The organism is Pseudomonas sp. 20-5, assembly GCF_056782835.1.
The window spans coordinates 377,961-400,969 of the sequence record NZ_CM165584.1; the positions used below are offsets into that span (position 1 = coordinate 377,961).

The following is a 23,009-nucleotide window of genomic DNA, read 5'->3' on the forward strand; positions in this document are numbered from 1 at the left end:
CGGCGCGCTTGTCAGTGGGTCAACGCAGGGAAATGATCGGCCAGCCGCGTTTTTCCGCCTCGGCGCGTAGGCGCGGATCGGGGTCGACGGCCACCGGCCGGCTGACCTTTTCCAGCAGCGGCAGGTCGTTCAGCGAGTCGCTGTAGAAGCTGGCGCCTTCCAGGTCCAGGCCGTTCTCGTCGAGCCAGCGTTGCAGGCGCACCACCTTGCCGCCCTGGAAGCAGGGCACGTCGAAGGTCTGCCCGGTGTAGCGGCCGTCGCGCATCTCGCACTCGGTGGCGATCAGGGTCTCCACCCCGAGCCGTTCGGCGATCGGGCCGGTGACGAAGCGGTTGGTGGCGGTGATGATCACCAGCCGGTCGCCGGCGGCGCGGTGCTCGGCGAGCAGCGCCTCGCCCTTGGCCAGCACGATCGGCTCGATCACTTCCTGCATGAACTGGCGGTGCCAGGTTTCCAGCTGGGCCATCTCGGTGCGACCGAGGATCGCCTGGGTGAAGGCCTGGTAGGCAAGGACGTCGAGCTTGCCGGCGACGTAGTCGGCATAGAAGGCGTCGTTGCGCGCCTGGTATTCGGCGGCGTCGACCAGGCCGCGCTGGCACAGCCATTCGCCCCAGCTATGGTCGCTGTCGCCGGCGAGCAGGGTGTTATCGAGATCGAAAAGGGCCAGACGCACGGGGTGACTCCATCGGTTGGCGGGTGGCGGAAGGGCCGCGAGAGCCTTTTGCGAAGGCTCCCACCGGGCCTTGGGAAAGCCCCTAGCCTACCGGCTTTTGCCGGCCCTGTATCCTCCCCGCACGAGTCGCAAAGCCGCGCGTTGCCGCTATCACAAGCTTTATGGAACAATGCGGGCACATGCGATTTCGAGGATGTCCCAGCGTGATCGATTCCGATGGTTTTCGCCCGAATGTCGGCATCATTCTCGCCAACGAGGCGGGGCAGGTGCTGTGGGCGCGGCGTATCAATCAGGAAGCCTGGCAGTTCCCGCAGGGAGGCATCAATGATCGCGAAACGCCGGAAGAGGCGCTGTATCGCGAGTTGAACGAAGAAGTCGGGCTGGAGGCCGGGGACGTGCGCATCCTGGCCTGCACCCGCGGCTGGCTGCGCTACCGTTTGCCGCAGCGCCTGGTGCGGACCCACAGCCAGCCGCTGTGCATCGGCCAGAAGCAGAAATGGTTCCTGCTGCGGCTGATGTCCGACGAGGCGCGCGTGCGCATGGATATCACCAGCAAGCCCGAGTTCGACGGCTGGCGCTGGGTGAGTTACTGGTACCCCCTGGGACAGGTGGTGACCTTCAAGCGCGAGGTCTACCGCCGCGCCCTGAAGGAACTGGCCCCGCGCCTTCTGGCGCGGGACTGAACACGGAGACAAGGCCCCGAGCATGCTCAACACGCTGCGCAAGATCGTCCAGGAAGTGAACTCCGCCAAGGATCTGAAGGCGGCGCTGGGCATCATCGTGCAGCGGGTCAAGGAAGCCATGGGTACCCAGGTCTGCTCGGTGTACCTGCTCGACACCGAGACCCAGCGTTTCGTCCTGATGGCCACCGAAGGCCTCAACAAGCGTTCCATCGGCAAGGTCAGCATGGCTCCCAGCGAAGGCCTGGTCGGCCTGGTCGGCACCCGCGAGGAGCCGCTCAACCTGGAGAACGCCGCCGCCCACCCGCGCTACCGCTATTTCGCCGAGACCGGCGAGGAGCGCTACGCGTCGTTCCTCGGCGCGCCGATCATCCACCATCGGCGGGTGATGGGGGTGCTGGTGGTGCAGCAGAAGGAGCGCCGCCAGTTCGACGAAGGCGAGGAGGCCTTCCTCGTCACCATGAGCGCCCAGCTCGCCGGGGTCATCGCGCATGCCGAGGCGACCGGTTCGATCCGCGGCCTGGGCAAGCTCGGCAAGGGCATCCAGGAAGCCAAGTTCGTCGGCGTGCCCGGCGCCCCCGGGGTCGGGGTGGGCAAGGCGGTGGTGGTGTTGCCGCCGGCCGACCTGGAAGTGGTGCCGGACAAGCAGGTCGACGACATCGACGCCGAGATCGCCCTGTTCAAGCAGGCCCTGGAGGGCGTTCGCGCCGACATGCGCGCGCTGTCGAGCAAGCTCGCCAGCCAGTTGCGCAAGGAAGAACGCGCGCTGTTCGACGTCTACCTGATGATGCTCGACGATGCCTCCATCGGCAACGAGGTCAAGCGCATCATCCGTACCGGCCAGTGGGCCCAGGGCGCCCTGCGCCAGGTGGTGATGGAGCACGTGCAGCGCTTCGAGCTGATGGACGACGCCTATCTCCGCGAGCGCGCCTCCGACGTCAAGGACATAGGTCGCCGCCTGCTCGCCTACCTCCAGGAAGAACGCAAGCAGAACCTGACCTACCCGGAACAGACCATCATCGTCAGCGAGGAGCTGTCGCCGGCGATGCTCGGCGAGGTGCCGGAAGGGCGCCTGGTCGGCCTGGTCTCGGTGCTCGGCTCGGGCAACTCGCACGTGGCGATCCTCGCCCGTGCCATGGGCATCCCCACGGTGATGGGGGCGGTCGACCTGCCGTACTCCAAGGTCGACGGTATCGACCTGATCGTCGATGGCTACCACGGCGAGGTCTACACCAACCCCTCCGCCGAGCTGGTGCGCCAGTACAGCGACGTGGTCGCCGAGGAGCGCGAGCTGAGCAAGGGCCTGGCGGCCCTGCGCGAGCTGCCCTGCGAGACCCTCGACGGCCACCGCATGCCGCTCTGGGTCAACACCGGCCTGCTCGCCGATGTCGCCCGCGCCCAGGAGCGTGGCGCCGAGGGAGTGGGCCTGTACCGCACCGAAGTGCCGTTCATGATCAACGACCGCTTCCCCAGCGAGAAGGAACAGTTGGCGATCTACCGCGAGCAGCTCAGTGCCTTCCACCCGCTGCCGGTGACCATGCGCACCCTGGATATCGGCGGCGACAAGGCGCTGTCCTACTTCCCGATCAAGGAAGACAACCCGTTCCTCGGCTGGCGCGGCATCCGCGTCACCCTCGACCACCCGGAGATCTTCCTGGTCCAGACCCGCGCCATGCTCAAGGCCAGCGAAGGACTGGACAACCTGCGCATCCTGCTGCCGATGATCTCCGGCACCCACGAGCTGGAAGAGGCCCTGCACCTGATCCACCGCGCCTGGGGCGAGGTGCGCGACGAGGGCGTGGACATCGCCATGCCGCCCATCGGCATGATGGTCGAGATTCCCGCCGCCGTGTACCAGACCCGCGAGCTGGCCCGCCAGGTCGACTTCCTTTCGGTCGGTTCGAACGACCTGACCCAGTACCTGCTGGCGGTCGACCGCAACAATCCGCGGGTCGCCGACCTCTACGACTACCTGCATCCGGCCGTTCTGCATGCGTTGAAGAAGGTGGTCGACGATGCCCACCTGGAAGGCAAGCCGGTGAGCATCTGCGGCGAGATGGCCGGCGATCCCGCGGCTGCCGTGCTGCTGATGGCGATGGGCTTCGACAGCCTGTCGATGAACGCCACCAACCTGCCCAAGGTGAAGTGGCTGCTGCGCCAGATCACCCTGGACAAGGCCCGGGACCTGCTCGGCCAGTTGCTCACCTTCGACAACCCGCAGGTCATCCACAGCTCGCTGCACCTGGCGTTGCGCAACCTCGGCCTGGGTCGCGTGATCAACCCGGCGGCTACCGTCCAGCCCTGATTTCCCGCGCGCCGGACGCTTCGTCGTGCGGCGCTTACGCTTTCCCCGCAAGCGTATAGACTGCCTGCCATTCGGTAGAGGCCACTGGCCAGTCGAACGTGCGAGGGATTGCCGCAAAATGGACGAACGGGCGTCGAAGCCGCCAGGTCTTCTTCCGCTGTCACGCGAAGACCTTGAGAAAACCCTGCGATATGCCCTGGAGATCGTCAGCGACGGGATCTGGGACTGGAACATCGCGACCAACCAGGTCAGCCGCAGCGCCGGCTGGTACCTGATGCTCGGCTATCCGCCGCATAGCCTGCCGGAGAGCGTGGAGACCTGGAAGAACATCATCCATCCCGAGGACTATCCGCGGGTGATGGCCAGCTTCCAGGCCTACCTCGACGGCGAAAGCCCGGAATACTGCGAGGAATACCGCTGCCGCACCTACAGCGGGGATTACCTGTGGATCAGCGATCGCGGGCGTTTCGTCGAGTTCGACGAGCGCGGCGAGCCGCGGCGGATGATCGGTGCGCACCACGAGATCCATCAGCGCAAGCTGGTCGAGCTGGAGTTGCAGCAGCGCAACGAGGAACTGTTCGACTGGAACCTGCGTCTCGAGGAACTGGTGGCCGAGCGCACCGAGGCGCTGCACCGGGTCAACCAGGCGCTGGCCTCGAAGATGGCCGAGGCCCAGCGCCTGAGCGAAATCGATCCGCTCACCGAGCTGTACAACCGACGCAAGTTCGAGCAGTGCCTGCACCATGAATGGATGCGCCGGCAGCGCCATGGACGCGCCACGGCACTGGTGATGATCGATGTCGATCACTTCAAGCGGATCAACGACCTGTTCGGCCACTCCACCGGTGATCGCGTGCTGGTCGCCTTCGGCCGCCTGGTTGCCAGCGAGCTGCGCGAGGTCGACGTGCTGGCGCGCTGGGGTGGCGAGGAGTTCATCCTGCTGCTCCCGGAAACCGGCCTGGAGGCCGCGGCGGCCTTGGCCGAACGCCTGCGCCAGCGGGTTCGCTCGCAGTCCTTCGAGATGGGCGAGCGGTTGACCGCCAGCTTTGGCGTCGGCGTGCTGAATGATGGCGAGACCCTCGACCTGCTGCTGTGCCGGGTGGACGACGCCCTCTATCGGGCCAAGCAGCGTCGCGATTGCGTGGCCTGTTGCTGAAGGTCAGCCTGGCGGCAGCACCAGGCTGACCTCGCCGAGCCGGGCGCCGGACGGCCCGAAGCTGCGCTCGATCATCTCCCGCGTGCCGTCGGCGTGTACCCGTACGACGCTGCTGGCGCGAGTGCCGTAGCTCGGGCTGGCGATGAACACGCTGGAGAGCAGGCGTTCCGTGGCCAGACCCACGCCGGTATCCGGCAACTGGCCGTCGGCGGCCGGCGCTGCGTCGGCCAGCAGCTCCAGCAGGGCCTGCGGATGCGGCTCGGCAAGCCGCTCGGCGAGGGCGGCGCGAGCCTTGAGCAGCTTCGGCCAGGGCGTATCGAGGGCCGCGTTGGACAGCCCGTAGATCCCCGCCGGCAGCAGGCGCGGTGGCCCTACGCGGGGGTTGTAGTGCCAGAGCTGATGGCGATCGCCAATGAGCAGGTTGAAGCCGGAATAGTCCGCGGCGCGCCCGGCGACCTGCGCCAGGTAGTCGGCCGGGTTGCCGCCGCCGCGCAGGAAGTCCGCCACCAGTTCGCCACGGGAGCGCTTGCCGAGAGCCTGCGACGGATCGCGGACGTTGGTCAGGGCGGCGAAACGGCCGGCCGGGCCGAGCCCCAGCCAGGTGCCGCCGGCCTCCAGGTCGCGTCCGGCGAATACCCCCTCGGCGTCCTCCCAGGCCGCCAGCGGCAGGCTCGGGCGGGCATAGAATTCGTCACGGTTGGCGGCGACCAGCAGCGGCAGGGCGTGCCCCGGTTGCCAGGCGAAGACGATCAGGCACATGCGCGATCCTTGGGATGGGCTGGCCGTCAGGCTAAAGGCATCCGCCATCGCCGTTCAAGCACGACGCCTGCCGCACGGCGCGCAATTCCGTTACCATGCCGGCTTTCCAACGGGGGCGTGCATGGAGTTTCTCCTCTATATCGTGCTGGGCGCCTGTGCCGGCGTGCTGGCCGGACTGTTCGGCGTCGGCGGCGGCCTGATCATCGTCCCGGCGCTGGTCTTCAGCTTCACCGCGCACGGTTTCGGCGGCGACGTCCTGACCCAGATGGCGGTCGGCACCTCCCTGGCGACCATCGTCTTCACTTCGATCAATTCCATTCTCGAACACCATCGGCGCGGCGCGGTGCGCTGGCCGGTGTTCGCCTGGATGACCCTCGGCATCCTCATCGGCAGTGCCCTCGGCGCGCTGACCGCGGCGCAGATCAAGGGGCCGCTGTTGCAGAAGATAATCGGGGTGTTCGCCATCCTGGTCGCTTTGCAGATGGTTCTCGACCTCAAGCCCAAGGGTAGCCGCGAGGTGCCCGGCAAGGGCGGCCTGACCCTGGCCGGCGCGGTGATCGGCTGGGCCTCGGCGATCTTCGGCATCGGCGGCGGTTCGCTGACCGTGCCTTTCCTCAGTTGGCGCAGCGTGCCGATGCAGCAGGCGGTGGCGACTTCCTCGGCCTGCGGCCTTCCTATCGCCATTTCCGGCGCTCTGTCGTTCATCGCGGTCGGCTGGCACAACCCGCAGTTGCCGGAGTGGAGCCTGGGCTACGTCTATCTGCCGGCGTTGGTCGGCATCGCCGCCACCAGTATGCTGTTCGCCCGCTTCGGCGCGCGCCTGGCGCATCGTTTGTCGCCGCGCGTACTCAAGCGACTGTTCGCCCTGCTGCTGTTCAGCGTGGGCATAAGTTTCCTGACCCCCGATCTCGCTTTTCTGTCGTAGGAGTTATCGATGCTGACGTATCCCCAGATCGATCCGGTTGCGCTGGCCATCGGCCCGCTGAAGATCCACTGGTACGGGCTGATGTACCTGATCGGGATCGGCGGCGCCTGGCTGCTGGCGTCGCGCCGGATGAAGCGCTTCGACCCGACCTGGACCAAGGAGCGCCTTTCCGACCTGGTCTTCTGGGTCGCCTGCGGCGTGATCCTCGGTGGCCGCCTGGGCTACGTGCTGTTCTACAACCTGGACGAGTACATCGCCAACCCGACGCTGATCTTCGAGGTCTGGAAAGGCGGCATGTCCTTCCATGGCGGCCTGCTCGGCGTGATGCTGGCGGTCTGGTGGTTCGGCAAGCGCCATGGCAAGAGCTTCTTCCAGCTGATGGACTTCATCGCCCCGCTGGTGCCCATCGGCCTGGGCGCCGGGCGCATCGGCAACTTCATCAACTCGGAACTGTGGGGCAAGGTCAGCGATGTGCCCTGGGCCATGGTCTTCCCCAACGGCGGCCCGCTGCCGCGGCATCCCTCGCAGCTGTACCAGTTCGCCCTGGAAGGCGTGGCGCTGTTCGTCATCCTCTGGCTGTTCACCCGCAAGCCACGGCCGACCGCCTCGGTCTCCGGCCTGTTCGTGCTGTGCTACGGGATCTTCCGCTTCGTTGTCGAATTCGTCCGCGTGCCGGATGCCCAGCTCGGCTACCTCGCCTGGGGTTGGCTGACCATGGGCCAGGTGCTCTGCGTACCGATGGTGCTGGCCGGCATTGCCCTGATGGTCTGGGCCTACCGCCGCGACGCGGCGCAGCCGAAGGCGGCCTGAGCCGCTTTTCGTGCCCGGGGCGGATAACGTCGCAGGCGTCATCCGCTCCGGGCAGCCGGCTTTCCGCTCCAGGGCGTGCATGGCTTGCGCCGGTCGCGCCGAACTGGCGATGCAGGCTCCGTCGCCGTAGACTTGGCCATCCTTCTGTCATCCCTCGGTGGGAGCCGCCACGTCGGCGCCGCACCGATATCGATCCGAGCCTCCGATGAAACAGTACCTCGACCTGATGCGCCACGTGCGCGAGCACGGCACCTTCAAGAGCGACCGCACCGGCACCGGCACCTATAGCGTGTTCGGCCACCAGATGCGCTTCGACCTGGCCGCGGGCTTCCCCCTGGTGACCACCAAGAAGTGCCACCTCAAGTCGATCGTCCACGAGCTGCTGTGGTTCCTCAAGGGCTCCACCAATATCGCCTACCTCAAGGAGCACGGCGTCTCGATCTGGGACGAATGGGCCGACGAGAACGGCGACCTCGGCCCGGTGTATGGCTACCAGTGGCGCTCCTGGCCGGCGCCGGACGGCCGCCACATCGACCAGATCGCCAACCTGATGGCGATGCTGAAGAAGAATCCGGACTCGCGCCGGCTGATCGTCTCCGCCTGGAACCCGGCGCTGATCGACGAGATGGCCCTGCCGCCCTGCCACGCGCTGTTCCAGTTCTACGTCGCCGACGGCAAGCTCAGCTGCCAGCTCTACCAACGTTCGGCGGACATCTTCCTCGGCGTACCCTTCAATATCGCCAGCTATGCCCTGCTGACCCTGATGGTGGCGCAGGTCGCCGGCCTGCAGCCGGGCGAGTTCATCTGGACCGGCGGCGATTGCCACCTGTACGCCAACCACCTGGAGCAGGCCGACCTGCAGCTGACCCGCGAGCCGCTGCCGTTGCCGAGCATGAAGCTGAATCCCGAGGTGAAGGATCTGTTCGACTTTCGCTTCGAGGACTTCGAGCTGGTCGGCTACGAGGCCCATCCGCACATCAAGGCACCGGTCGCGGTCTGACCCTTCGGCGGAGCCGTCGGCTCCGCTCAACCGAACAGGCGACGGTACCAGGGAAGCGCGCGCCAGTCCCGCAAAGCCCGCTCCGCATCTTCTGCGCGTTGCAGCGCCTGTTCCAGGGCCTGCTCCAGCGGAGCGACCGGATGGCTCATGGCATGGCCATGGCAGAGCTGGAAGTCGTCCAGCAGGTTCGGCGGTAGCGCGAAGGCGCCTTCCAGGCGTGCCTGTTCCTCCGCCAGGTAATAGCCGTTGAGGCCGTCGAAGTGGACGAAACGGTAGCCCGCGGCGAGCAGCGGCGCTTTCCACTCGGGGTCGTGGTCGAATGGGGTTTCCGCGAGGATCAGCCACGGGCGCCAGCGGTTCAGGTCGAGGCCGCGGAGCACCGCGCCTTCCAGCCCTTCGACGTCGATCTTGAGGAAGTGGATCGGCCCTTCGACATGGGCCGCGCAGATCGCGTCCAGGGTGCTGACCTTCACTTCGCGCGGGGTAGCCGTGCAGCCCTCGGCCTGGCGCTGGCGGGCTAGCTCGGGGTCCAGGGTGGAGAGACCCGAGGCGGCCATCTCGTAGAGCGTGGCGCGGCCTTCGCGCTCGCCAATGGCGAGGTTCAGGTTGAGGTCTTCCGGCCGTTCCCGCTCCAGCTCGCGGTGCAGGTGGGGCAGCGGTTCGATGTTGATGCCGCGCCAGCCGCGCTCGTAGAACGCCAGGGTGACCGAGTCGATCCGCGGGTGGTTGGCGCCGACGTCGATGTAGAACCCCCTGGGGAAGAGTTTCAGGGCCCGCCAGAGTCGGACGTCTTCCAGGTTCTGCGCGTAGGAAACGAAGGGCATGGGCCTACCTCTTGGGCGATCGTCGCCCAGTCTGTCATTCCCCGCGCCCGCTCTCCAGCAGTTCGGCCAGCGCGTCGATCTGTTCCTGGCGGTCGCTGCCGCCCACCCGCCTGCCGTTCAGCGACGACCACTCCGGATGCGCGCGCGCCTTGCGCAGCGCTTCCGGCAGCTTGCCTTCGCGCCACTGCTTGTCCTCCGGGGTTTCCAGGCGGATCGCCTCGACCGCCGCGTGGCCGCGCGTTTGCAGGGCTGCCAGGAGCTGCCGTTGGCGCAGCGCGAGCAAGCGCAGCACGGCGTCGTTGACGGTCAGCTCGCGGGCGCCCTTGAGCTTGCCGAGCAGGCGCGAGCCGTAGTGGCCGACGGTCTGCCAGGCGCCGCCGGCGAGGGCACCGAGGACGGCGGCGGCGCCAAGGGTGACGCCGCCCACCAGCAGGTCGATGCCGGCGCCGGCCGCGGCACCGGCCGCAACCCCGCCGCCGAGGCGGATACCGAGTTGGCGCAGGGTCTCCGGATTGAACAGATCGTCGCCCCAGCGGCCGTCGAGCAGCGGCAGGTCGGCGGCGCGGGCGTCGTCCCTGGCGAAGGCGTAGAGCCGCAGCAACGCTTCCACGCAGGCCTGCTCGCGCTTGCGCACCTGCTGGTGCAGGTCGCGGGTGGCTTCCTGCACGGCGCTTTCGCCGCCGGGCACCAGGCGCCGGCAGGCGGCGACGTCGACCAGCAATTCGGCGATCAGCCGTTGCCCGGCGCGCAGGCGCGCGGCGGCCTGGGTCTCATGGTCGGCGATCAGCCGGTCGAGTTGCGGCCGGGCGCGCTCCAGCAGCAGCGCCAGGCTCTCGTAGAGGCGCCGCTCGCCGTCCAGCGGCGGCGCCACGCTGTCGAAACGCACCAGGGCGTGCAGGCCCAGGCGAGCGAGGGCGGCGCGCCACTCCTCCTCGCGATGCTGCGGGCTGGCGACGAAGTTCAGCACCGGCAGCAGCGGCCGGCCGCAGCCGGCGAGCACCGCCAGTTCGTCGCGATACTTGGCCAGCACCGGTTCGCGGGCGTCGATCACGTAGAGCCCGGCGTCGGAGGCGAGCAACTGGCGGACCACCTTGGCTTCCTGTTCGAAACGCCCGCGCGCTTCGTTGCTGTCCAGCAACCGCGCCATGCGTTCCGGGCCATCGAGACGCTCGCCGGGGCGCTCCAGGGCGTCCAGGTAGTCGAGCAGGGCGATGGCGTCTTCCAGGCCGGGCGTGTCGTAGAGTTCCAGCAGCGCTTCGCCGTCCACCGACAGCCTGGCGCCCTCGACGTGGCGGGTGGTGCTGGGGCGATGGGAGACTTCGCCGAATCCGCGGTCGCGGGTCAGGGTGCGCAGCAGCGAGGTCTTGCCGGTATTGGTGTGGCCGACCACGGCCAGGATCAGCGGCTCAGTCATGGCCGGTCTCCAGCCAGGCCAGCGGCGAGGTCTCGCCGTGCGGCAGTTGCAGGCGTTCCAGGGCGGCGTGCCAGTCACCCAGGCGGTCGCTGTCGAGCGCTTCGCCGGGCGGAGCCTGGAGCAGCCAGATGCGGGTGCTGGCGGCGCAGCGGGCGAGTTCGCCGAGCAGTGCCAGGGTGCCGCGGTCTGGCGAGCGACGCGGGTCGCAGGCGATGGCCAGGCGCGCCGGCGGGTAGCGGGTCAGTTGTTCGAGCAGGCGACGGCGCTGCTGGCCGTCGTCGAGGATGCCGGCGTCGGCGACGCCTTCGGCGAGCTTCGGCGGCCAGGGCCGGCGATCGTCCAGCTCCACCGCCACCAGCACCGCTCCGGCGGCTTCCTGGCTGGACTGGCCGCCCTGCGGCTCCGGCAGCCAGTCCGGTGCCGCGTCGCTGACGCCGAGGCGTTCGCTGGCCGGCATCAAGCGTTCGCGCAGCAGGCTGTAGCCTGGGTCGTCGAGGTCCAGGTCGAGGTGGGCCAGGCCGCGTTTCCAGCGCCACAGGCAGAGCAGACCGAGCAGCGCGCGCGGCAGGACCCCATAGACCAGCAGTACGCCTACCAGCCAGCCGGCCCAGGCGTGCCGTGCGGCTTCGCTGGCCAGGGCGGCGTCGCCGCTGGCGCGGATCAGCTCGGCGTCCGGCAACGGGAAGCCAAGCAACGCCGGCAGGGCGCCGAGCGCCTGGGTAAGGGCGATGAAGGTATCGCTGCCGAGAATGGTGGTTTCCCAGACGAAACCGTAGCGGCGGGTCGCCAGCAGGCCGAGGAGCATGGCCAGCGCGGTCAGCAGGCCGAGCAGCCAGAGCCCGTGGACCAGCGCGCCGAGGCCCCAGCGCGCCAGCCGGCGCCGGCCGAGCAGGACCAATAGCGCCGGCGCCAGGTGCGCGGCGCGGGCATCGCGCGCCAGCTTGCCGCTGAGCCACAGCCAGAGCCGGCCGAGCGCGCCCGCGGCCTCGCCGCCGGCGAGCAGGCCGAGGGCCCAGCCGAGCAGGGTCAGCAGGTGCAGGCCGAGTAGGCTGGCCAGCGCCCAGAACACGTTGACCGGGCGCTGGCCATCGCCGAGCGCGGCGAAGGCCAGTCCGGCGCCGCTGGCCAGGGCCAGCACCAGCAGCAGGGCCAGCGCCAGCCGCGAACCCTGGCGCCAGGTCCGCTGGGCGTCGAGCAGGCCCTCGCGGCGGCCCAGCCAGTGGGCGCGGGTGAGAATACGGCGCGGCAGGGAACCGCCCTGGGCCAGCGCCTGGCGAACCGCCTCGCTGTCTTCCAGCGGACCGGCCTGCTCCTCGCGCAGGCGAACGGCCTCGGTCAGCCAGAGGGCGTCGAGGCCGGGATGCGTCGTGTGACTCAAGTCACCTCCTGTGTCGATTTCCCTGCCGAGCGTGAATCGTGCCCGGCCAACGGCGTCTGATCAGCGCCAAACATAGCAAAAGCGCCCCGGCGGCTCATGCTGGCTTGCCAGCCGGCTGGCGGCGGGGTGTGGGATTTTGACTGGCGCCGTGGCGAAAGCGTTCGGCGCCGGTAGCGAGAGGAACACTGAGATGAAGGTAGTACGCCGATACCCCCTGGCGCTGTTGCTGGGGATGGCGGGCGCGCTGGCCGACGAGTTGCCCGATGGCTCCTTGCTGCAACGCTATGGCGTGCAGGCCGACCAGTTGCCGACCCTGGCGGCGGATCCGCCGTCGCGCAAGGAGGAGAAGGAAACGCCGTCGCGCTTCCGGGTGGAGCCGGAGCAGCCCTTGGTGACCTTTGGCGTCAAGGACCACAAGGGCATGGAACCCACTGGCAACCCGTCGATCGACGCCATGCACGAGCGCGATCGGCGGATCTGCCGGAACATCAGGCGGCAGGCACTGGAGAAAGGCAAGGCACAGCCCTTCGACGGCTACATCGAGTGTCCATGAGGCCGGCGCCCGCGTACGAGCGCCGGTCGGGCTGCGTCAGCGCTGCTCGCGCAGGCGCACGGCGACGTCCGGCTGGTCGCTGAACAGGCCGTCGATGCCGGCGTCGAGGTAGGCCCTGATCTCGCCGGCCAGGTCGCCGCGCGACTGCGGGTTGCCGTCGGCGCTGCGGAACTCCGCCGGAAGGAAGCTGTTTTCCGCGCGGAAGGTGTAGGGATGCACCTTCAGCCCGGCGGCGTGGGCGTCGCCGACGAAGCGGGTCGGCTGGCCGAGGTTGCCGTTGGCATCGCGGGGAATCACGTAGCTCTTGTCCGGACCGACCCCGTAGGCGTAGCGCGCCACCTGGCGCAGGCCCTTGGCGGTGGCCATCTCGGCGTAGGTCAGGCTGCCGCCGGCAGCCTGCTGGTCGTAGGGCTGGCCGCTGCCGTAGAGCTGCACCAGGCGGATGCCGGTGAGGCGCTTGATTTCCTTCAGGTTGTTCACCTCGAAGGACTGGATGAATACCGGCGCGCGCGGACCGAGGTAGCCGTTGCGGTGCAGGGTCTTCACCAGCGGGCGTTCCATGGCCAGGCCGAGGCGCTGGAAGTGGGTGCCGTGCTTGATCTCGGGGTACAGGCCGATGGTGCGCTGCTGGCTGATCTGCAGGCTTTTCACCAGGTCGATGATCTCCTGCAGGGTGGGGATCTCGAAGGTGCCGTCCAGGCGCGCATTGCCCGGGCGGATCGTGGGGATGCGCTCGATGGCGCGCAGGGTCTTCAGTTCGGCGAGGGTGAAGTCTTCGCTGAACCAGCCGGTGAGTTCCACTCCGTCGACTTTCTGCGTGCGCTTGCGGTCGGCGAATTCCGGGTGCTGGGCGACATCGGTGGTCAGGCCCAGTTCGTTGTCGTGGCGGGCGACCAGCTTGCCGTCGCGGGTCATCACCAGGTCCGGCTCGACGTAGTCGGCGCCCATCATCACCGCCAGGGCGTAGGCGCCCAGGGTGTGTTCCGGTACGTAACCGCTGGCGCCCCGGTGGGCGATGACCAGCGGCGAGCGTTCGTCGCTGGCCGGGTGGCGAACGGAGGCCTGGCCCTGGGCCCAGTCGATGGCGCGTTGTACGTTGCCGGTGTCGGCGTGGGCGGCGCTGGCCAGGCCAGCGGCGAGCATCAGGCAGGCGGCGCCGAGGTGGCGGCGCAGGAAGGCTGGTTGCATGACGGGTCCTCGTCGGCGGTTCGGGAGTGTTCCAGTCCAGCAGATTGACGCAGCCAGGTGATACTTCTTTGCCCGTTTCGCGACATTCCCGTGACAATCGCCGCCAGCGTGACGACGTCGGCGTTTTCCCGGCCAATCCAACGAAAGGGGCGGACGGCCGGGGCAGGGTATAGGGTGACGGCGCTCGCATAACAATAAGAGGATCGGTGATGGCTTCCGCGCAACCTGCCTCCGCGTTTCCCTGCCTGTCGTTGCAACTGGCCTGCCTGTTGCTGGGCGCCTGGCTGGCCTTCGATGCCCACGGCGGCGGCCAGGCCGTGGCGCCGCCGGCCCGTGTCGAAGCGCGTGTGCCGACGGCCGCTACCGATGACTGGGGACGCCAGCCGGACAGCCTGATGAGCGCCGTGCCGCCGCGCACGCTGGAGGCGAGCGTCGGCGCCCGCGGCTCGGGATCGGCGAGTTCGCGACTGTGGATCGCCGATACCGACTTCCGCCTGCACGACGACATCGGTTTCTTCATCCAGCGCATGCTGATCCGCATGGAGCCGACTCGTCCCGGCGCGCCCTTGTCGCTCGACGATCCGACGGCGATGGTGGCGCGGATCCAGGCCGGCGAGATATTCGTCAGCGACGCCACCCTGGCGACCCTGCTCAACCAGGACCTCGCTGCGTCCCGCGCGGCCGTGCGCAACCTCAGTATGAACACCCGCAAGGACGGCCAGGAAGTGCGTGGCGAGTTGTTGCGCAAGGGGCGCTGGCGGCCGCTGCGGATGCTCACCGAGATCGAGCTGAGCGGTCCGCTGGAGGTGACCCTGGTACCCCGGCGGATTTTCGTCGACGGGGTCGAGGTCACTTCGTCGCTGGCGGCGGCCTCGATCGAGATGTCCGAGGTGCTGAAGCTGAAGACCCGGCACATGGAATTGGTCGGCAACCGCATCCGCGTCGACCTCGACGGATTGTTCCCGCCGCCGCGCCTGGACTTCCGCGTCAGTCGCCTGGCCCTGGCCGACGGCGGCATGCAACTCGCCCTCGGCGACTCCCTGGCCGACCTGCAATGGCCGGCATTACGGGCGCCGGACAGCTACATGTTCATCGAGGGCGGCGATATCAAGATGGCGCGCACCGTGCTGGTCAAGGCCTATGCCCTGTTCACCAGCCTCAGCCCGGGGCAGCCGCTGCTGTTCAATCTCTACGACTACCGGCGGCAACTGCAGAACGGCGTGATCCGCCTGCGCGAGGACGGCATGGTGCAGATCGCCGTGTCGCCGGTGAAGGCGCCGGCGCCGCTGGAGGCACGGCTGTGAGCCGGCGTCCGTGGGGCGTACTGCTTGGCTGTTGCCTGTTGGCGGCCAGCGCGGCCCAGGCCGAAAGCGCCATCGACCGGCAGCAGCGCGAACTGGCCCTGCTGCGCGAGGGCTGGTACCGGCAGGTCCCGCCGGCGCCGGTGCCGCTGCCCATGCGTACGGCCGGGCCGGCGGATTCCGGCCAGGATGGCGTCGGCATACTGCTGCGCAACGTGGACATGTACCTGCGCGGCAACATCGGTTTCCACGTGCCCGAGGTGAAGGGCTGGCTGGTGCCGAACCGGGCCGGCCAGCCGGTGGACTTCGACCGTCCGCAGGACATGCATTTCCAGGTGATGGAGGGCGAGGTGCTGCTCAGCCCGCGGCAACTGGCCAACCTGTTCAACGAGCACATCCTCGCCTACGACGGGACCATGTTGAAGGACTTCCGCATGAGCAGTGCGGCGGGACGCCTGGAGGTGGAGGGGCGGGTGCGTCCGCTCGGCGTAGGGCCCTGGCTGCCGTTGCGGCTGGGCGGCGGCGTGGAGGTGGACGCGGCCAGCGGCGCGCTGGTCTATCGGCCCGACCAGTTGAGGGTGATCGGTCTGCCGCTGTACGGGGCGATGAGCCTGGTCGGCCTGCCGATGTCGGCGCTGGTCAGCCTCGATCGGCCGGGGGCGAGCCTGGTGGGCAGCGCCATGCGCCTGGACTACCGCAAGGTCTTCCCGCTGCTGGGCATCGACGGCCACGTACAGGAGGCCTGGCTCGACGACCAGGGGCTGCACCTGCGTTTCTCCCAGGCGCCCGGCCAGCCGTCGCCGGTGTTCAGCCCGCCGGCCGCGGCGGGCCCATCCTTCCTCTGGCTACAGTCGGGCGACCTGAAGATCTTCGAAATCCTCATCACCTACGCCCAGGTGCTGCTGAAGACCGAGACCCCGGACCAGGTGCTGACCTTCAACCTGCAGGACTACCGCAAGGTGCTGGCGACCGGCACCACCCAGGTCAACGAGGATGGCACCTTCTTCATGCAGGTGCCGCCGTATGCCAATCCCTTGTAGGCCGGCCCGCACAGTTGGCCTGGAGTCCGCCGGCGCGAGTGTTTATCCTCGCGCCTTTGTCCTTCCACGATGAGGTAACCCCATGGCACGACCGCTGGCGATGATCGCCGCCCTTGGCGAGAACCGCGCGATCGGCATCGACAACCGCCTGCCCTGGCGCCTGCCGGCCGACCTCAAGCATTTCAAGGCGATGACCCTCGGCAAGCCGGTGATCATGGGGCGCAAGACCTGGGACTCGCTGGGTCGGCCGCTGCCGGGCCGGCTAAACCTGGTGGTCAGCCGCCAGGCCGGCCTGGCACTGGAGGGTGCGGAAGTGTTCGCCAGCCTGGACGCCGCGCTGGCGCGCGCCGAGGCGTGGGCGCAGGCGGAGGACGCCGACGAACTGATGCTGATCGGCGGCGCCCAGCTCTATGCCGAGGCCTTGCCGCGCGCCGCGCGTCTCTACCTGACCCGGGTTGGCCTGGCGCCGGAGGGCGACGCCTTTTTCCCCGAGATCGATGGTGCGGCCTGGCGCCTGGCGTCGAGCATCGAACACGCCGCGGCTGACGATGCGCCTGCCTACGCCTTCGAGGTATGGGAGCGCCGCTGACGGTTCCAGGCGGGGTCAGAGGGTGATCAGCTCCGCCTCGATCTTCTTCCCCGCCACTTCCAGCACGCCGATCCCGATCGGCAAGCTGAAGCGCCGCGGCCCGGCGCTGCCCGGGTTGAGGTAGAGCACGCCGTCGCGCTCTTCCTTCAGTGGCTTGTGCGAATGTCCGGCGACCACCACGTCGATGCCTTCGGCGGCCGGGTCGAGGTCGAGTCGCTTGAGGTCGTGCAGCACATAGAGGGTCAGCCGGCCGATCTTCAGCAGCAGGCGCTCGGGGATGTCCGCCGCCCAGTCCTGGGTGTCGTTGTTGCCGCGCACCACCGAGAGCGGCGCCAGGCGTTCCAGCTCGGCGAGGATTTCCGGCTTGCCGATGTCGCCGGCATGGATCAACTGGTCGCAGCCGCGCAACCGTTCCAGCGCCTCGGGCCGGAGCAGGCCATGGGTGTCGGCGATCAGGCCGATGCGCAACGGGCGGCGGGACTGGGGCATGGGCGCGGGTCCGGGTTGCGGGACGGAAGAGGGTGGCCGACGGGCATGGCCATGCCGTCGATCATACCCAACCATTGGCCGGGTACGAAAACCCTTCGGCGAAAACCGCGACGCCACCCGGAGGTGGCGCCGCCCCTATCAGTGTCCGGCCTTCTGGACCGGGCTTTCCGGCAGGAACCAGTTCAGCAGCAGGGCGCAGATGCCGCCGGTGGCGACCCCGGATTCCAGCACGTTGCGCAGCGCCGCGGGCATGTGCGCGAGGAACTCCGGCACCTGCGAAACGCCCAGGCCGAGGGCCAGGGATACGGCGATGATCAGCAGGGCACGGCGGTCCAGCTGGATGCCGGCGAGGATGTTGATGCCCGAAGCGGCCACCGCGCCGAACATCACCATCGCCGCGCCGCCCAGTACCGGTTCCGGCACCGCCTGGATGACCCCGGCGACGCTCGGGAACAGGCCGAGCAGGACCAGCATGGCGGCGATCCACAGGCCGACGTAGCGGCTGGCCACGCCGGTGAGCTGGATCACCCCGTTGTTCTGGGCGAACACTGAACTGGGGAAGGTATTGAAGATACCGGCGAGGAACGAGTTGGCGCCGTTGACCAGCACGCCGCCCTTGATCCGCTGCATCCACAGCGGGCCTTCCACCGGTTGCTTCGACACCTTGCTGGTGGCGGTGACGTCGCCGATGGCTTCCAGGGAGGTGACCAGGTAGATCACCAGCATCGGGATGAACAGCGGCCAGGAGAAGTCCAGGCCGAAGTGCAGCGGGGTCGGTACCTGGAACAGCTCGGCCTGGTGCATGCCGGTGAAGTCCAGGCGACCGAGGTAGCCGGCCAGCGCGTAGCCGACGGCCAGGGCGATGACGATGGCGCAACTGCGCATCCATACCACCGGGATGCGGTTGAGCACCACGATGATGCCCAGCACCACGCCGGACAGCAGCAGGTTCTCGCCGTTGGCGAAGGTGCCGTTGGACATCGCCGAGAAGCCGCCGCCCATGCTGATCAGGCCGACCTTGATCAGGGTCAGGCCGATCATCAGCACGACGATGCCGGTCACCAGCGGGGTGATCAGCCGCTTGACGAACGGCAGTATGCGCGAGATGCCCATCTCGACGAAGGAGCCGGCGATGACCACGCCGAAGATCGCCGCCATCACGCTTTCCACCGGCGTGCCCTGCTTGACCATCAGCGCCCCGCCGGCGATCAGCGGGCCGACGAAGTTGAAGCTGGTGCCCTGGACGATCAACAGTCCGGCGCCGAACGGGCCGAAGCGCTTGCACTGGACGAAGGTGGCGATGCCGGAGATCACCAGCGACATCGACACGATCAGATTGGTGTCGCGCGGCGATACGCCCAGCGCCTGGCAGATCAGCAGGCCAGGGGTAACGATCGGCACGATGATCGCCAGCAGGTGCTGGAGGGCGGCGAGCAGGGCGATGGGAGCGCTGGGACGGTCGTCCAGGCCATAGACCAGGTCGTTGCGGGCGCTGGCGTCCGACGGGCTTTGCAGGGAACTCATGGTGGCGGTCCGGGGAAAAAGAGCGCGATTTTACTGGGCGAACGCGGTCTCGCCCAGGCCTGGCTGCGCCGCATGTCGGCGGATAACGCCGGTGGCGTATGCGCCCTGCGGTTGGAGCGTGGGTGAGCGGTAGGGCGAATGACCGCTTGCGGTTATCCGCCATTCGGCGCGCGTACGCGTGAATGAAAAAGCCCGGCGCGGGACCGGGCTTTTTTCGTCGCTGGACGATTCAGCCGTCCAGCAGCGCCTTGTTGCGTACCGCGCCCTTGTCGGCGCTGGTGGCGAGCAGGGCGTAGGCCTTGAGCGCGGTGCTGACGCGGCGGGCACGCGGCGCGGCCGGCTTCCAGCCCTTCTTGTCCTGTTCGGCGCGGCGTGCGGCGAGTTCTTCGTCGCTGACCAGCAGGTTGATCGAGCGATTGGGAATGTCGATCAGCACCTTGTCGCCGTCCTGCACCAGGCCGATGGCGCCGCCGGCGGCGGCTTCCGGGGAGGCGTGACCGATGGACAGGCCCGAGGTGCCGCCGGAGAAGCGTCCGTCGGTGAGCAGGGCGCACTGCTTGCCCAGGCCCTTGGACTTCAGGTAGCTGGTCGGATAGAGCATTTCCTGCATGCCCGGCCCGCCCTTCGGTCCTTCGTAGCGGATGATCACGATGTCGCCGGCCTTCACCTCGTCGCCGAGGATGCCTTTCACCGCGGCGTCCTGGCTTTCGAAGATCTTCGCGCTGCCTTCGAACACGTGGATCGACTCGTCGACCCCGGCGGTCTTCACCACGCAGCCGTCGAGAGCGATGTTGCCGTAGAGCACGGCCAGCCCGCCTTCCTTGGAATAGGCATGCTCGACGCTGCGGATGCAGCCCTCGGCGCGGTCGTCGTCCAGGCTCGGCCAGCGGGTGTTCTGGCTGAACGCGGTCTGGGTCGGGATGCCCGCCGGACCGGCCTTGAAGAAGGTGTGCACGGCTTCGTCGCGGGTCTGGGTGATGTCCCACTGGGCGATGGCGTCGGCCATGCTCGGGCTGTGCACGGTGGGGACGTCGGTGTGCAGCAGGCCACCGCGGGCCAGTTCGCCGAGGATGGAGAAGATGCCGCCGGCGCGATGCACGTCTTCCATGTGGTACTTCTGGATGTTCGGCGCCACCTTGCACAGTTGCGGCACCTTGCGCGACAGGCGGTCGATGTCGCGCAGGTCGAACGGCACCTCGGCCTCCTGGGCGGCGGCCAGCAGGTGCAGGATGGTATTGGTCGAGCCGCCCATGGCGATGTCCAGGGTCATGGCGTTCTCGAAGGCCTTGAAGTTGGCGATGTTGCGCGGCAGCACGCTGTCGTCGCCTTCGCCGTAATAGCGCTGGCAGAGTTCCACGGCCAGGCGCCCGGCGCGCAGGAACAGTTGCTCGCGGTCGGCGTGGGTGGCCAGGGTCGAGCCGTTGCCCGGCAGCGACAGGCCGAGCGCCTCGGTCAGGCAGTTCATCGAGTTGGCGGTGAACATGCCGGAGCAGGAGCCGCAGGTCGGGCAGGCGCTGCGCTCGTACTCGGCGACCTTCTCGTCGGAGCAGGAGTCGTCGGCGGCCACCACCATGGCATCGACCAGGTCCAGGCCGTGGCTGGCCAGCTTGGTCTTGCCGGCTTCCATCGGCCCGCCGGAGACGAACACTACCGGGATGTTCAGGCGCAGCGCGGCCATCAGCATGCCGGGGGTGATCTTGTCGCAGTTGGAGATGCAGACGATGGCGTCGGCGCAGTGGGCGTTGACCATGTATTCCACGGAGTCGGCGATGATCTCCCGGCTCGGCAGCGAATAGAGCATGCCGTCGTGGCCCATGGCGATGCCGTCGTCGACGGCGATGGTGTTGAATTCCTTGGCCACGCCGCCGGCCTTCTCGATCTCGCGGGCGACCAGTTGGCCGAGGTCCTTCAGGTGCACGTGGCCGGGCACGAACTGGGTGAAGGAGTTGGCGATGGCGATGATCGGCTTCTTGAAGTCTTCGTCCTTCATCCCGGTGGCGCGCCAGAGGGCGCGGGCGCCGGCCATGTTGCGGCCGTGGGTGGAGGTTTTCGAGCGGTAATCGGGCATGACGATTTCCTGCGGCTAATCAGGTTCGGGTTATGACTGTATCGTGAGCGTCGAAGGAACCGGATGCAAACGGGGAATAGCCGAGTGTACGGAGTTGGCCGGGGTCTGAATGGGGTCACCATTGGCGACGGCCTGGGCTCACTGCCCGCCGGGGGATGATTGGCGAGGAATGCCCGGATTCTAAGCCCAGAGCGGGCGAATGGGGAAGGCTGGCGGTCGGCGGAGCGGCGCGTCGCGACCCGGCTGGCGTCTTGCGCCGCCCGTCGCGCCATGAGCGGCGGTGGCCGTAGGGCGGATGAACGCAGGCGCTCATCCGCCGGGACGGGCTCAGCCGTTGGGCAGCAGCCGGCAGGTCAGGCTCTTGATGTAGCGGGTTTCCGCGATCGCCAGGTGCACCGGATGGTCGGGGCCCTGGCCGCCGCGCTCGAGCAGCTGGATGTTGCGGTCGAGATGGCGGGCGCTGCCGATCAGGATGTTCTGCAGGTCGTCCTCGGGCAGGTGCATCGAGCAGGAGGCGCTGACCAGGATGCCGTCCTTGCTCAGCAGGCGCATGGCCTGTTCGTTGAGACGGCGGTAGGCGGCCTCGCCGTTCTTCAGGTCCTTCTTGCGCTTGATGAAGGCCGGCGGGTCGGCGATCACCACGTCGAAGCGTTCGTCGGCGGCCTTCAGCTCGCGCAGGGCCTCGAACACGTCGCCCTCGACGCAGGCGACCTTCTCCGCCACGCCGTTCAGTGCCGCGTTGCGCTCGACGCCGTCGAGGGCGAAGGCGGACGCGTCCACGCACATCACTTCGCTGGCGCCGAAGGCGGCGGCCTGGATGCCCCAGCCACCGATATAGCTGAACAGGTCGAGGACCCGCTTGCCCCGCACGTAGGGCGCCAGGCGCGCACGGTTCATGCGGTGGTCGTAGAACCAGCCGGTCTTCTGCCCGGCCAGCACCGGCGCCTCGAACTTCACGCCGTTCTCTTCCAGGGCGACCCACTCCGGCACTTCGCCGTAGGCATTGGCCACGTAGCGTTCCAGGCCCTCGGCGTCGCGCGCGCTGGAGTCGTTCTTCCAGAGCACGGCGGCGGGCTTGAGCACCTGCAGCAGGGCGGCGAGCACCTCGTCCTTGCGCAGTTCCATGGCTGCGGACGCCAGTTGCACCACCAGCACGTCGCCGAAGCGATCGACCACCAGGCCGGGCAGCAGGTCGGAATCGCCGTAGACCAGCCGGTAGAACGGCTTGTCGAAAAGCCGCTCGCGCAGGCTGAGGGCGATGTTGATGCGATGAACCAGCAGCGATTTGTCGAGAACGTGCTTGGTATCACGGGAAATGAGGCGGCCGCAGATGAGATTGTTCGGGCTCAGCGCGACGATGCCCAGCGGCTTGCCGTTGGCCATTTCCAGCACCGCCTGGTCGCCGGCGGCGAAGGCATTCAGCGGCGTCGCGGCGACATCCACCTCGTTGCTGTAGACCCACAGGTGGCCGGCGCGCAGGCGGCGCTCGGCGTTGGCTTTGAGACGCAAGCTGGGCAGGGTCATGGGAAAGGCTCCGGCAAAAGAGCGCGATTATAGCGCAGCGACGGGATTCGCCGCTGCGCGAACGCGGGACGTTCAGCCGGCGAGGATTTCGATGAATCGACGGTTGAAGGCCGGGATGTCTTCGGGTTTGCGGCTGCTCACCAGCTTGCCGTCCACCGCTACCTCCTGGTCCACCCAGTGGCCGCCGGCGTTGTTGATGTCGTCCTTGAGCGACGGCCAACTGGTCAGGGTACGACCCTGCACCAGTCCGGCGGAGATCAGCAGCCAGGCGCCGTGGCAGATCACCGCCACCGGCTTGCTCGCCTGTTCGGCGCGGATCGCCAGTTCCTGGGCCTTGGCCAGGCTGCGGATCTGGTCGGAATTGATCACCCCGCCGGGCAGCAGCAGGGCGTCGTAGTCGTCCAGGCTGGCGTCTTCGAAGGTGCCGTCGACGCGGAAGGCCTCGGCTGGCTGGTGATGGTTCCAGCCGCGCACCTCGCCGGCCTTGTCGGAAAGAATCCTTACCGTGGCGCCGGCGTCTTCCAGGGCTTTTTTCGGACCGGTCAGTTCGACCTGTTCGAAACCGTCGGTCACCAGGGCGGCGACGACCTTGCCGTGCAGGGATTGGGTCATGGCATGTCTCCCGATATCAGAAGGGGTATTCATTCCGACCCTGGCGGCTGCGGGAAAAGTTCCATGTCCGTTGCCTGGCGCCGCTTTTCCGGTAGAAGCCCGCCCCATGGCGGGGTTCTCCGGGTAAACTGCGCGCACCGTCAACTTTCGCCTCCGTCCTCATGGTCCAAGAACTCACCGCCGAGCAGATCCGCCAG

Annotated in this window: 21 protein-coding genes; 10 read left to right on the forward strand and 11 right to left on the reverse strand. The window is 68.1% G+C overall.

The window, feature by feature from the left end; genetic code table 11:
• Positions 1-19 precede the first annotated feature (19 nt).
• Entirely contained in the window at positions 20-673 is a 654-nt protein-coding gene (locus AC1RB9_RS01735) for a histidinol-phosphatase (RefSeq protein ID WP_003110585.1), read from the reverse strand.
• 203 nt (positions 674-876) lie between these two features.
• On the opposite strand from AC1RB9_RS01735, the gene AC1RB9_RS01740 reads away from it, so the two are divergent.
• The 3 genes from AC1RB9_RS01740 (at position 877) to AC1RB9_RS01750 (ending at position 4,814) form a co-directional block, all read left to right on the forward strand.
• Positions 877-1,356 carry an RNA pyrophosphohydrolase gene (locus AC1RB9_RS01740; protein WP_003084400.1) on the forward strand — a complete coding sequence of 160 codons (480 nt, stop codon included), beginning with the start codon at positions 877-879 and terminating at the stop codon, positions 1,354-1,356.
• A gap of 22 nt (positions 1,357-1,378) precedes the next feature.
• The gene (ptsP, locus tag AC1RB9_RS01745; protein ID WP_003084404.1) at positions 1,379-3,658 is read left to right on the forward strand and encodes a phosphoenolpyruvate--protein phosphotransferase; all 2,280 of its coding nucleotides are present in this window, start codon (positions 1,379-1,381) and stop codon (positions 3,656-3,658) included.
• Positions 3,659-3,776: 118 nt separating this feature from the next.
• Complete coding sequence (locus AC1RB9_RS01750) at positions 3,777-4,814, forward strand: sensor domain-containing diguanylate cyclase (RefSeq protein ID WP_003459222.1); 1,038 nt, start codon at positions 3,777-3,779, stop codon at positions 4,812-4,814.
• Between the two features lie 3 nt (positions 4,815-4,817).
• Here AC1RB9_RS01750 and AC1RB9_RS01755 read toward each other — a convergent pair whose 3' ends face one another.
• Entirely contained in the window at positions 4,818-5,573 is a 756-nt protein-coding gene (locus AC1RB9_RS01755; RefSeq protein ID WP_003112962.1) for an NRDE family protein, read from the reverse strand.
• 121 nt (positions 5,574-5,694) lie between these two features.
• Between AC1RB9_RS01755 and AC1RB9_RS01760 the strand changes: the two genes are divergently transcribed.
• The 3 genes from AC1RB9_RS01760 (at position 5,695) to AC1RB9_RS01770 (ending at position 8,308) form a co-directional block, all read left to right on the forward strand.
• Complete coding sequence (locus AC1RB9_RS01760; protein WP_003110587.1) at positions 5,695-6,498, forward strand: sulfite exporter TauE/SafE family protein; 804 nt, start codon at positions 5,695-5,697, stop codon at positions 6,496-6,498.
• Between the two features lie 9 nt (positions 6,499-6,507).
• A complete protein-coding gene (lgt, locus tag AC1RB9_RS01765) occupies positions 6,508-7,308 on the forward strand; it encodes a prolipoprotein diacylglyceryl transferase (RefSeq protein WP_003112963.1) in 801 nt (266 codons plus the stop codon).
• Positions 7,309-7,513: 205 nt separating this feature from the next.
• A complete protein-coding gene (locus AC1RB9_RS01770; RefSeq protein ID WP_003110588.1) occupies positions 7,514-8,308 on the forward strand; it encodes a thymidylate synthase in 795 nt (264 codons plus the stop codon).
• Between the two features lie 26 nt (positions 8,309-8,334).
• On the opposite strand, the gene AC1RB9_RS01775 is transcribed toward AC1RB9_RS01770, so the two are convergent.
• From AC1RB9_RS01775 to AC1RB9_RS01785, 3 genes are read right to left on the reverse strand one after another with little or no spacing between them, the layout of a single operon-like run.
• Positions 8,335-9,132: an FkbM family methyltransferase gene (locus AC1RB9_RS01775; protein ID WP_003112965.1), complete on the reverse strand. Its 798-nt coding sequence runs from the start codon at positions 9,130-9,132 to the stop codon at positions 8,335-8,337.
• 34 nt (positions 9,133-9,166) lie between these two features.
• Positions 9,167-10,546: a GTPase/DUF3482 domain-containing protein gene (locus tag AC1RB9_RS01780; RefSeq protein ID WP_481864880.1), complete on the reverse strand. Its 1,380-nt coding sequence runs from the start codon at positions 10,544-10,546 to the stop codon at positions 9,167-9,169.
• Positions 10,539-11,924, reverse strand: a complete 1,386-nt coding sequence (locus tag AC1RB9_RS01785; protein ID WP_003158453.1) for a DUF2868 domain-containing protein — start codon at positions 11,922-11,924, stop codon at positions 10,539-10,541. The genes AC1RB9_RS01780 and AC1RB9_RS01785 overlap by 8 nt, the downstream gene beginning before the upstream one ends.
• Positions 11,925-12,114: 190 nt before the next feature.
• On the opposite strand from AC1RB9_RS01785, the gene AC1RB9_RS01790 reads away from it, so the two are divergent.
• Positions 12,115-12,477 carry a hypothetical protein gene (locus tag AC1RB9_RS01790; protein ID WP_003102907.1) on the forward strand — a complete coding sequence of 121 codons (363 nt, stop codon included), beginning with the start codon at positions 12,115-12,117 and terminating at the stop codon, positions 12,475-12,477.
• A gap of 36 nt (positions 12,478-12,513) precedes the next feature.
• Here AC1RB9_RS01790 and AC1RB9_RS01795 read toward each other — a convergent pair whose 3' ends face one another.
• On the reverse strand, positions 12,514-13,665 hold the full coding sequence (locus AC1RB9_RS01795) for a glycerophosphodiester phosphodiesterase (RefSeq protein WP_003459225.1): 1,152 nt from the start codon (positions 13,663-13,665) through the stop codon (positions 12,514-12,516).
• Between the two features lie 209 nt (positions 13,666-13,874).
• On the opposite strand from AC1RB9_RS01795, the gene AC1RB9_RS01800 reads away from it, so the two are divergent.
• The 3 genes from AC1RB9_RS01800 to AC1RB9_RS01810 all read left to right on the forward strand — a co-directional run bounded on the left by AC1RB9_RS01800 (position 13,875) and on the right by AC1RB9_RS01810 (position 16,595).
• The gene (locus AC1RB9_RS01800) at positions 13,875-14,969 is read left to right on the forward strand and encodes a hypothetical protein (RefSeq protein WP_003102900.1); all 1,095 of its coding nucleotides are present in this window, start codon (positions 13,875-13,877) and stop codon (positions 14,967-14,969) included.
• The gene (locus AC1RB9_RS01805) at positions 14,966-16,006 is read left to right on the forward strand and encodes a hypothetical protein (protein ID WP_003112968.1); all 1,041 of its coding nucleotides are present in this window, start codon (positions 14,966-14,968) and stop codon (positions 16,004-16,006) included. Before AC1RB9_RS01800 ends, AC1RB9_RS01805 begins: the two co-directional genes overlap by 4 nt.
• 82 nt (positions 16,007-16,088) lie before the next feature.
• Positions 16,089-16,595, forward strand: a complete 507-nt coding sequence (locus AC1RB9_RS01810; protein ID WP_003084430.1) for a dihydrofolate reductase — start codon at positions 16,089-16,091, stop codon at positions 16,593-16,595.
• Between the two features lie 15 nt (positions 16,596-16,610).
• Here the strand turns inward: AC1RB9_RS01810 and AC1RB9_RS01815 are convergent, their stop codons facing one another.
• The 5 genes from AC1RB9_RS01815 to pfpI all read right to left on the reverse strand — a co-directional run bounded on the left by AC1RB9_RS01815 (position 16,611) and on the right by pfpI (position 22,812).
• On the reverse strand, positions 16,611-17,084 hold the full coding sequence (locus AC1RB9_RS01815; protein WP_003102894.1) for a metallophosphoesterase family protein: 474 nt from the start codon (positions 17,082-17,084) through the stop codon (positions 16,611-16,613).
• Between the two features lie 138 nt (positions 17,085-17,222).
• Positions 17,223-18,608 carry a nucleobase:cation symporter-2 family protein gene (locus tag AC1RB9_RS01820; protein ID WP_003102887.1) on the reverse strand — a complete coding sequence of 462 codons (1,386 nt, stop codon included), beginning with the start codon at positions 18,606-18,608 and terminating at the stop codon, positions 17,223-17,225.
• 229 nt (positions 18,609-18,837) lie between these two features.
• Positions 18,838-20,676 (reverse strand): dihydroxy-acid dehydratase, encoded by a 1,839-nt coding sequence (ilvD, locus tag AC1RB9_RS01825; protein ID WP_003084436.1) that lies wholly within the window; start codon positions 20,674-20,676, stop codon positions 18,838-18,840.
• Between the two features lie 327 nt (positions 20,677-21,003).
• The gene (locus AC1RB9_RS01830) at positions 21,004-22,200 is read right to left on the reverse strand and encodes a class I SAM-dependent rRNA methyltransferase (protein WP_003102882.1); all 1,197 of its coding nucleotides are present in this window, start codon (positions 22,198-22,200) and stop codon (positions 21,004-21,006) included.
• 72 nt (positions 22,201-22,272) lie between these two features.
• Entirely contained in the window at positions 22,273-22,812 is a 540-nt protein-coding gene (pfpI, locus tag AC1RB9_RS01835) for a protease PfpI (RefSeq protein ID WP_003102879.1), read from the reverse strand.
• Positions 22,813-23,009 lie beyond the last annotated feature (197 nt).

Coding starts and splice junctions, on each gene's coding strand:
- AC1RB9_RS01800 (WP_003102900.1), top strand. CDS start 13,875: ATGGCTTCCGCGCAACCTGCCTCCGCGTTTCCCTGCCTGTCGTTGCAA.
- AC1RB9_RS01750 (WP_003459222.1), top strand. CDS start 3,777: ATGGACGAACGGGCGTCGAAGCCGCCAGGTCTTCTTCCGCTGTCACGC.
- AC1RB9_RS01790 (WP_003102907.1), top strand. CDS start 12,115: ATGAAGGTAGTACGCCGATACCCCCTGGCGCTGTTGCTGGGGATGGCG.
- pfpI (WP_003102879.1), bottom strand. CDS start 22,812: ATGACCCAATCCCTGCACGGCAAGGTCGTCGCCGCCCTGGTGACCGAC.
- AC1RB9_RS01820 (WP_003102887.1), bottom strand. CDS start 18,608: ATGAGTTCCCTGCAAAGCCCGTCGGACGCCAGCGCCCGCAACGACCTG.
- AC1RB9_RS01775 (WP_003112965.1), bottom strand. CDS start 9,132: ATGCCCTTCGTTTCCTACGCGCAGAACCTGGAAGACGTCCGACTCTGG.
- lgt (WP_003112963.1), top strand. CDS start 6,508: ATGCTGACGTATCCCCAGATCGATCCGGTTGCGCTGGCCATCGGCCCG.
- AC1RB9_RS01795 (WP_003459225.1), bottom strand. CDS start 13,665: ATGCAACCAGCCTTCCTGCGCCGCCACCTCGGCGCCGCCTGCCTGATG.
- AC1RB9_RS01770 (WP_003110588.1), top strand. CDS start 7,514: ATGAAACAGTACCTCGACCTGATGCGCCACGTGCGCGAGCACGGCACC.
- ptsP (WP_003084404.1), top strand. CDS start 1,379: ATGCTCAACACGCTGCGCAAGATCGTCCAGGAAGTGAACTCCGCCAAG.
- AC1RB9_RS01810 (WP_003084430.1), top strand. CDS start 16,089: ATGGCACGACCGCTGGCGATGATCGCCGCCCTTGGCGAGAACCGCGCG.
- AC1RB9_RS01780 (WP_481864880.1), bottom strand. CDS start 10,546: ATGACTGAGCCGCTGATCCTGGCCGTGGTCGGCCACACCAATACCGGC.
- ilvD (WP_003084436.1), bottom strand. CDS start 20,676: ATGCCCGATTACCGCTCGAAAACCTCCACCCACGGCCGCAACATGGCC.
- AC1RB9_RS01815 (WP_003102894.1), bottom strand. CDS start 17,084: ATGCCCCAGTCCCGCCGCCCGTTGCGCATCGGCCTGATCGCCGACACC.
- AC1RB9_RS01755 (WP_003112962.1), bottom strand. CDS start 5,573: ATGTGCCTGATCGTCTTCGCCTGGCAACCGGGGCACGCCCTGCCGCTG.
- AC1RB9_RS01830 (WP_003102882.1), bottom strand. CDS start 22,200: ATGACCCTGCCCAGCTTGCGTCTCAAAGCCAACGCCGAGCGCCGCCTG.
- AC1RB9_RS01760 (WP_003110587.1), top strand. CDS start 5,695: ATGGAGTTTCTCCTCTATATCGTGCTGGGCGCCTGTGCCGGCGTGCTG.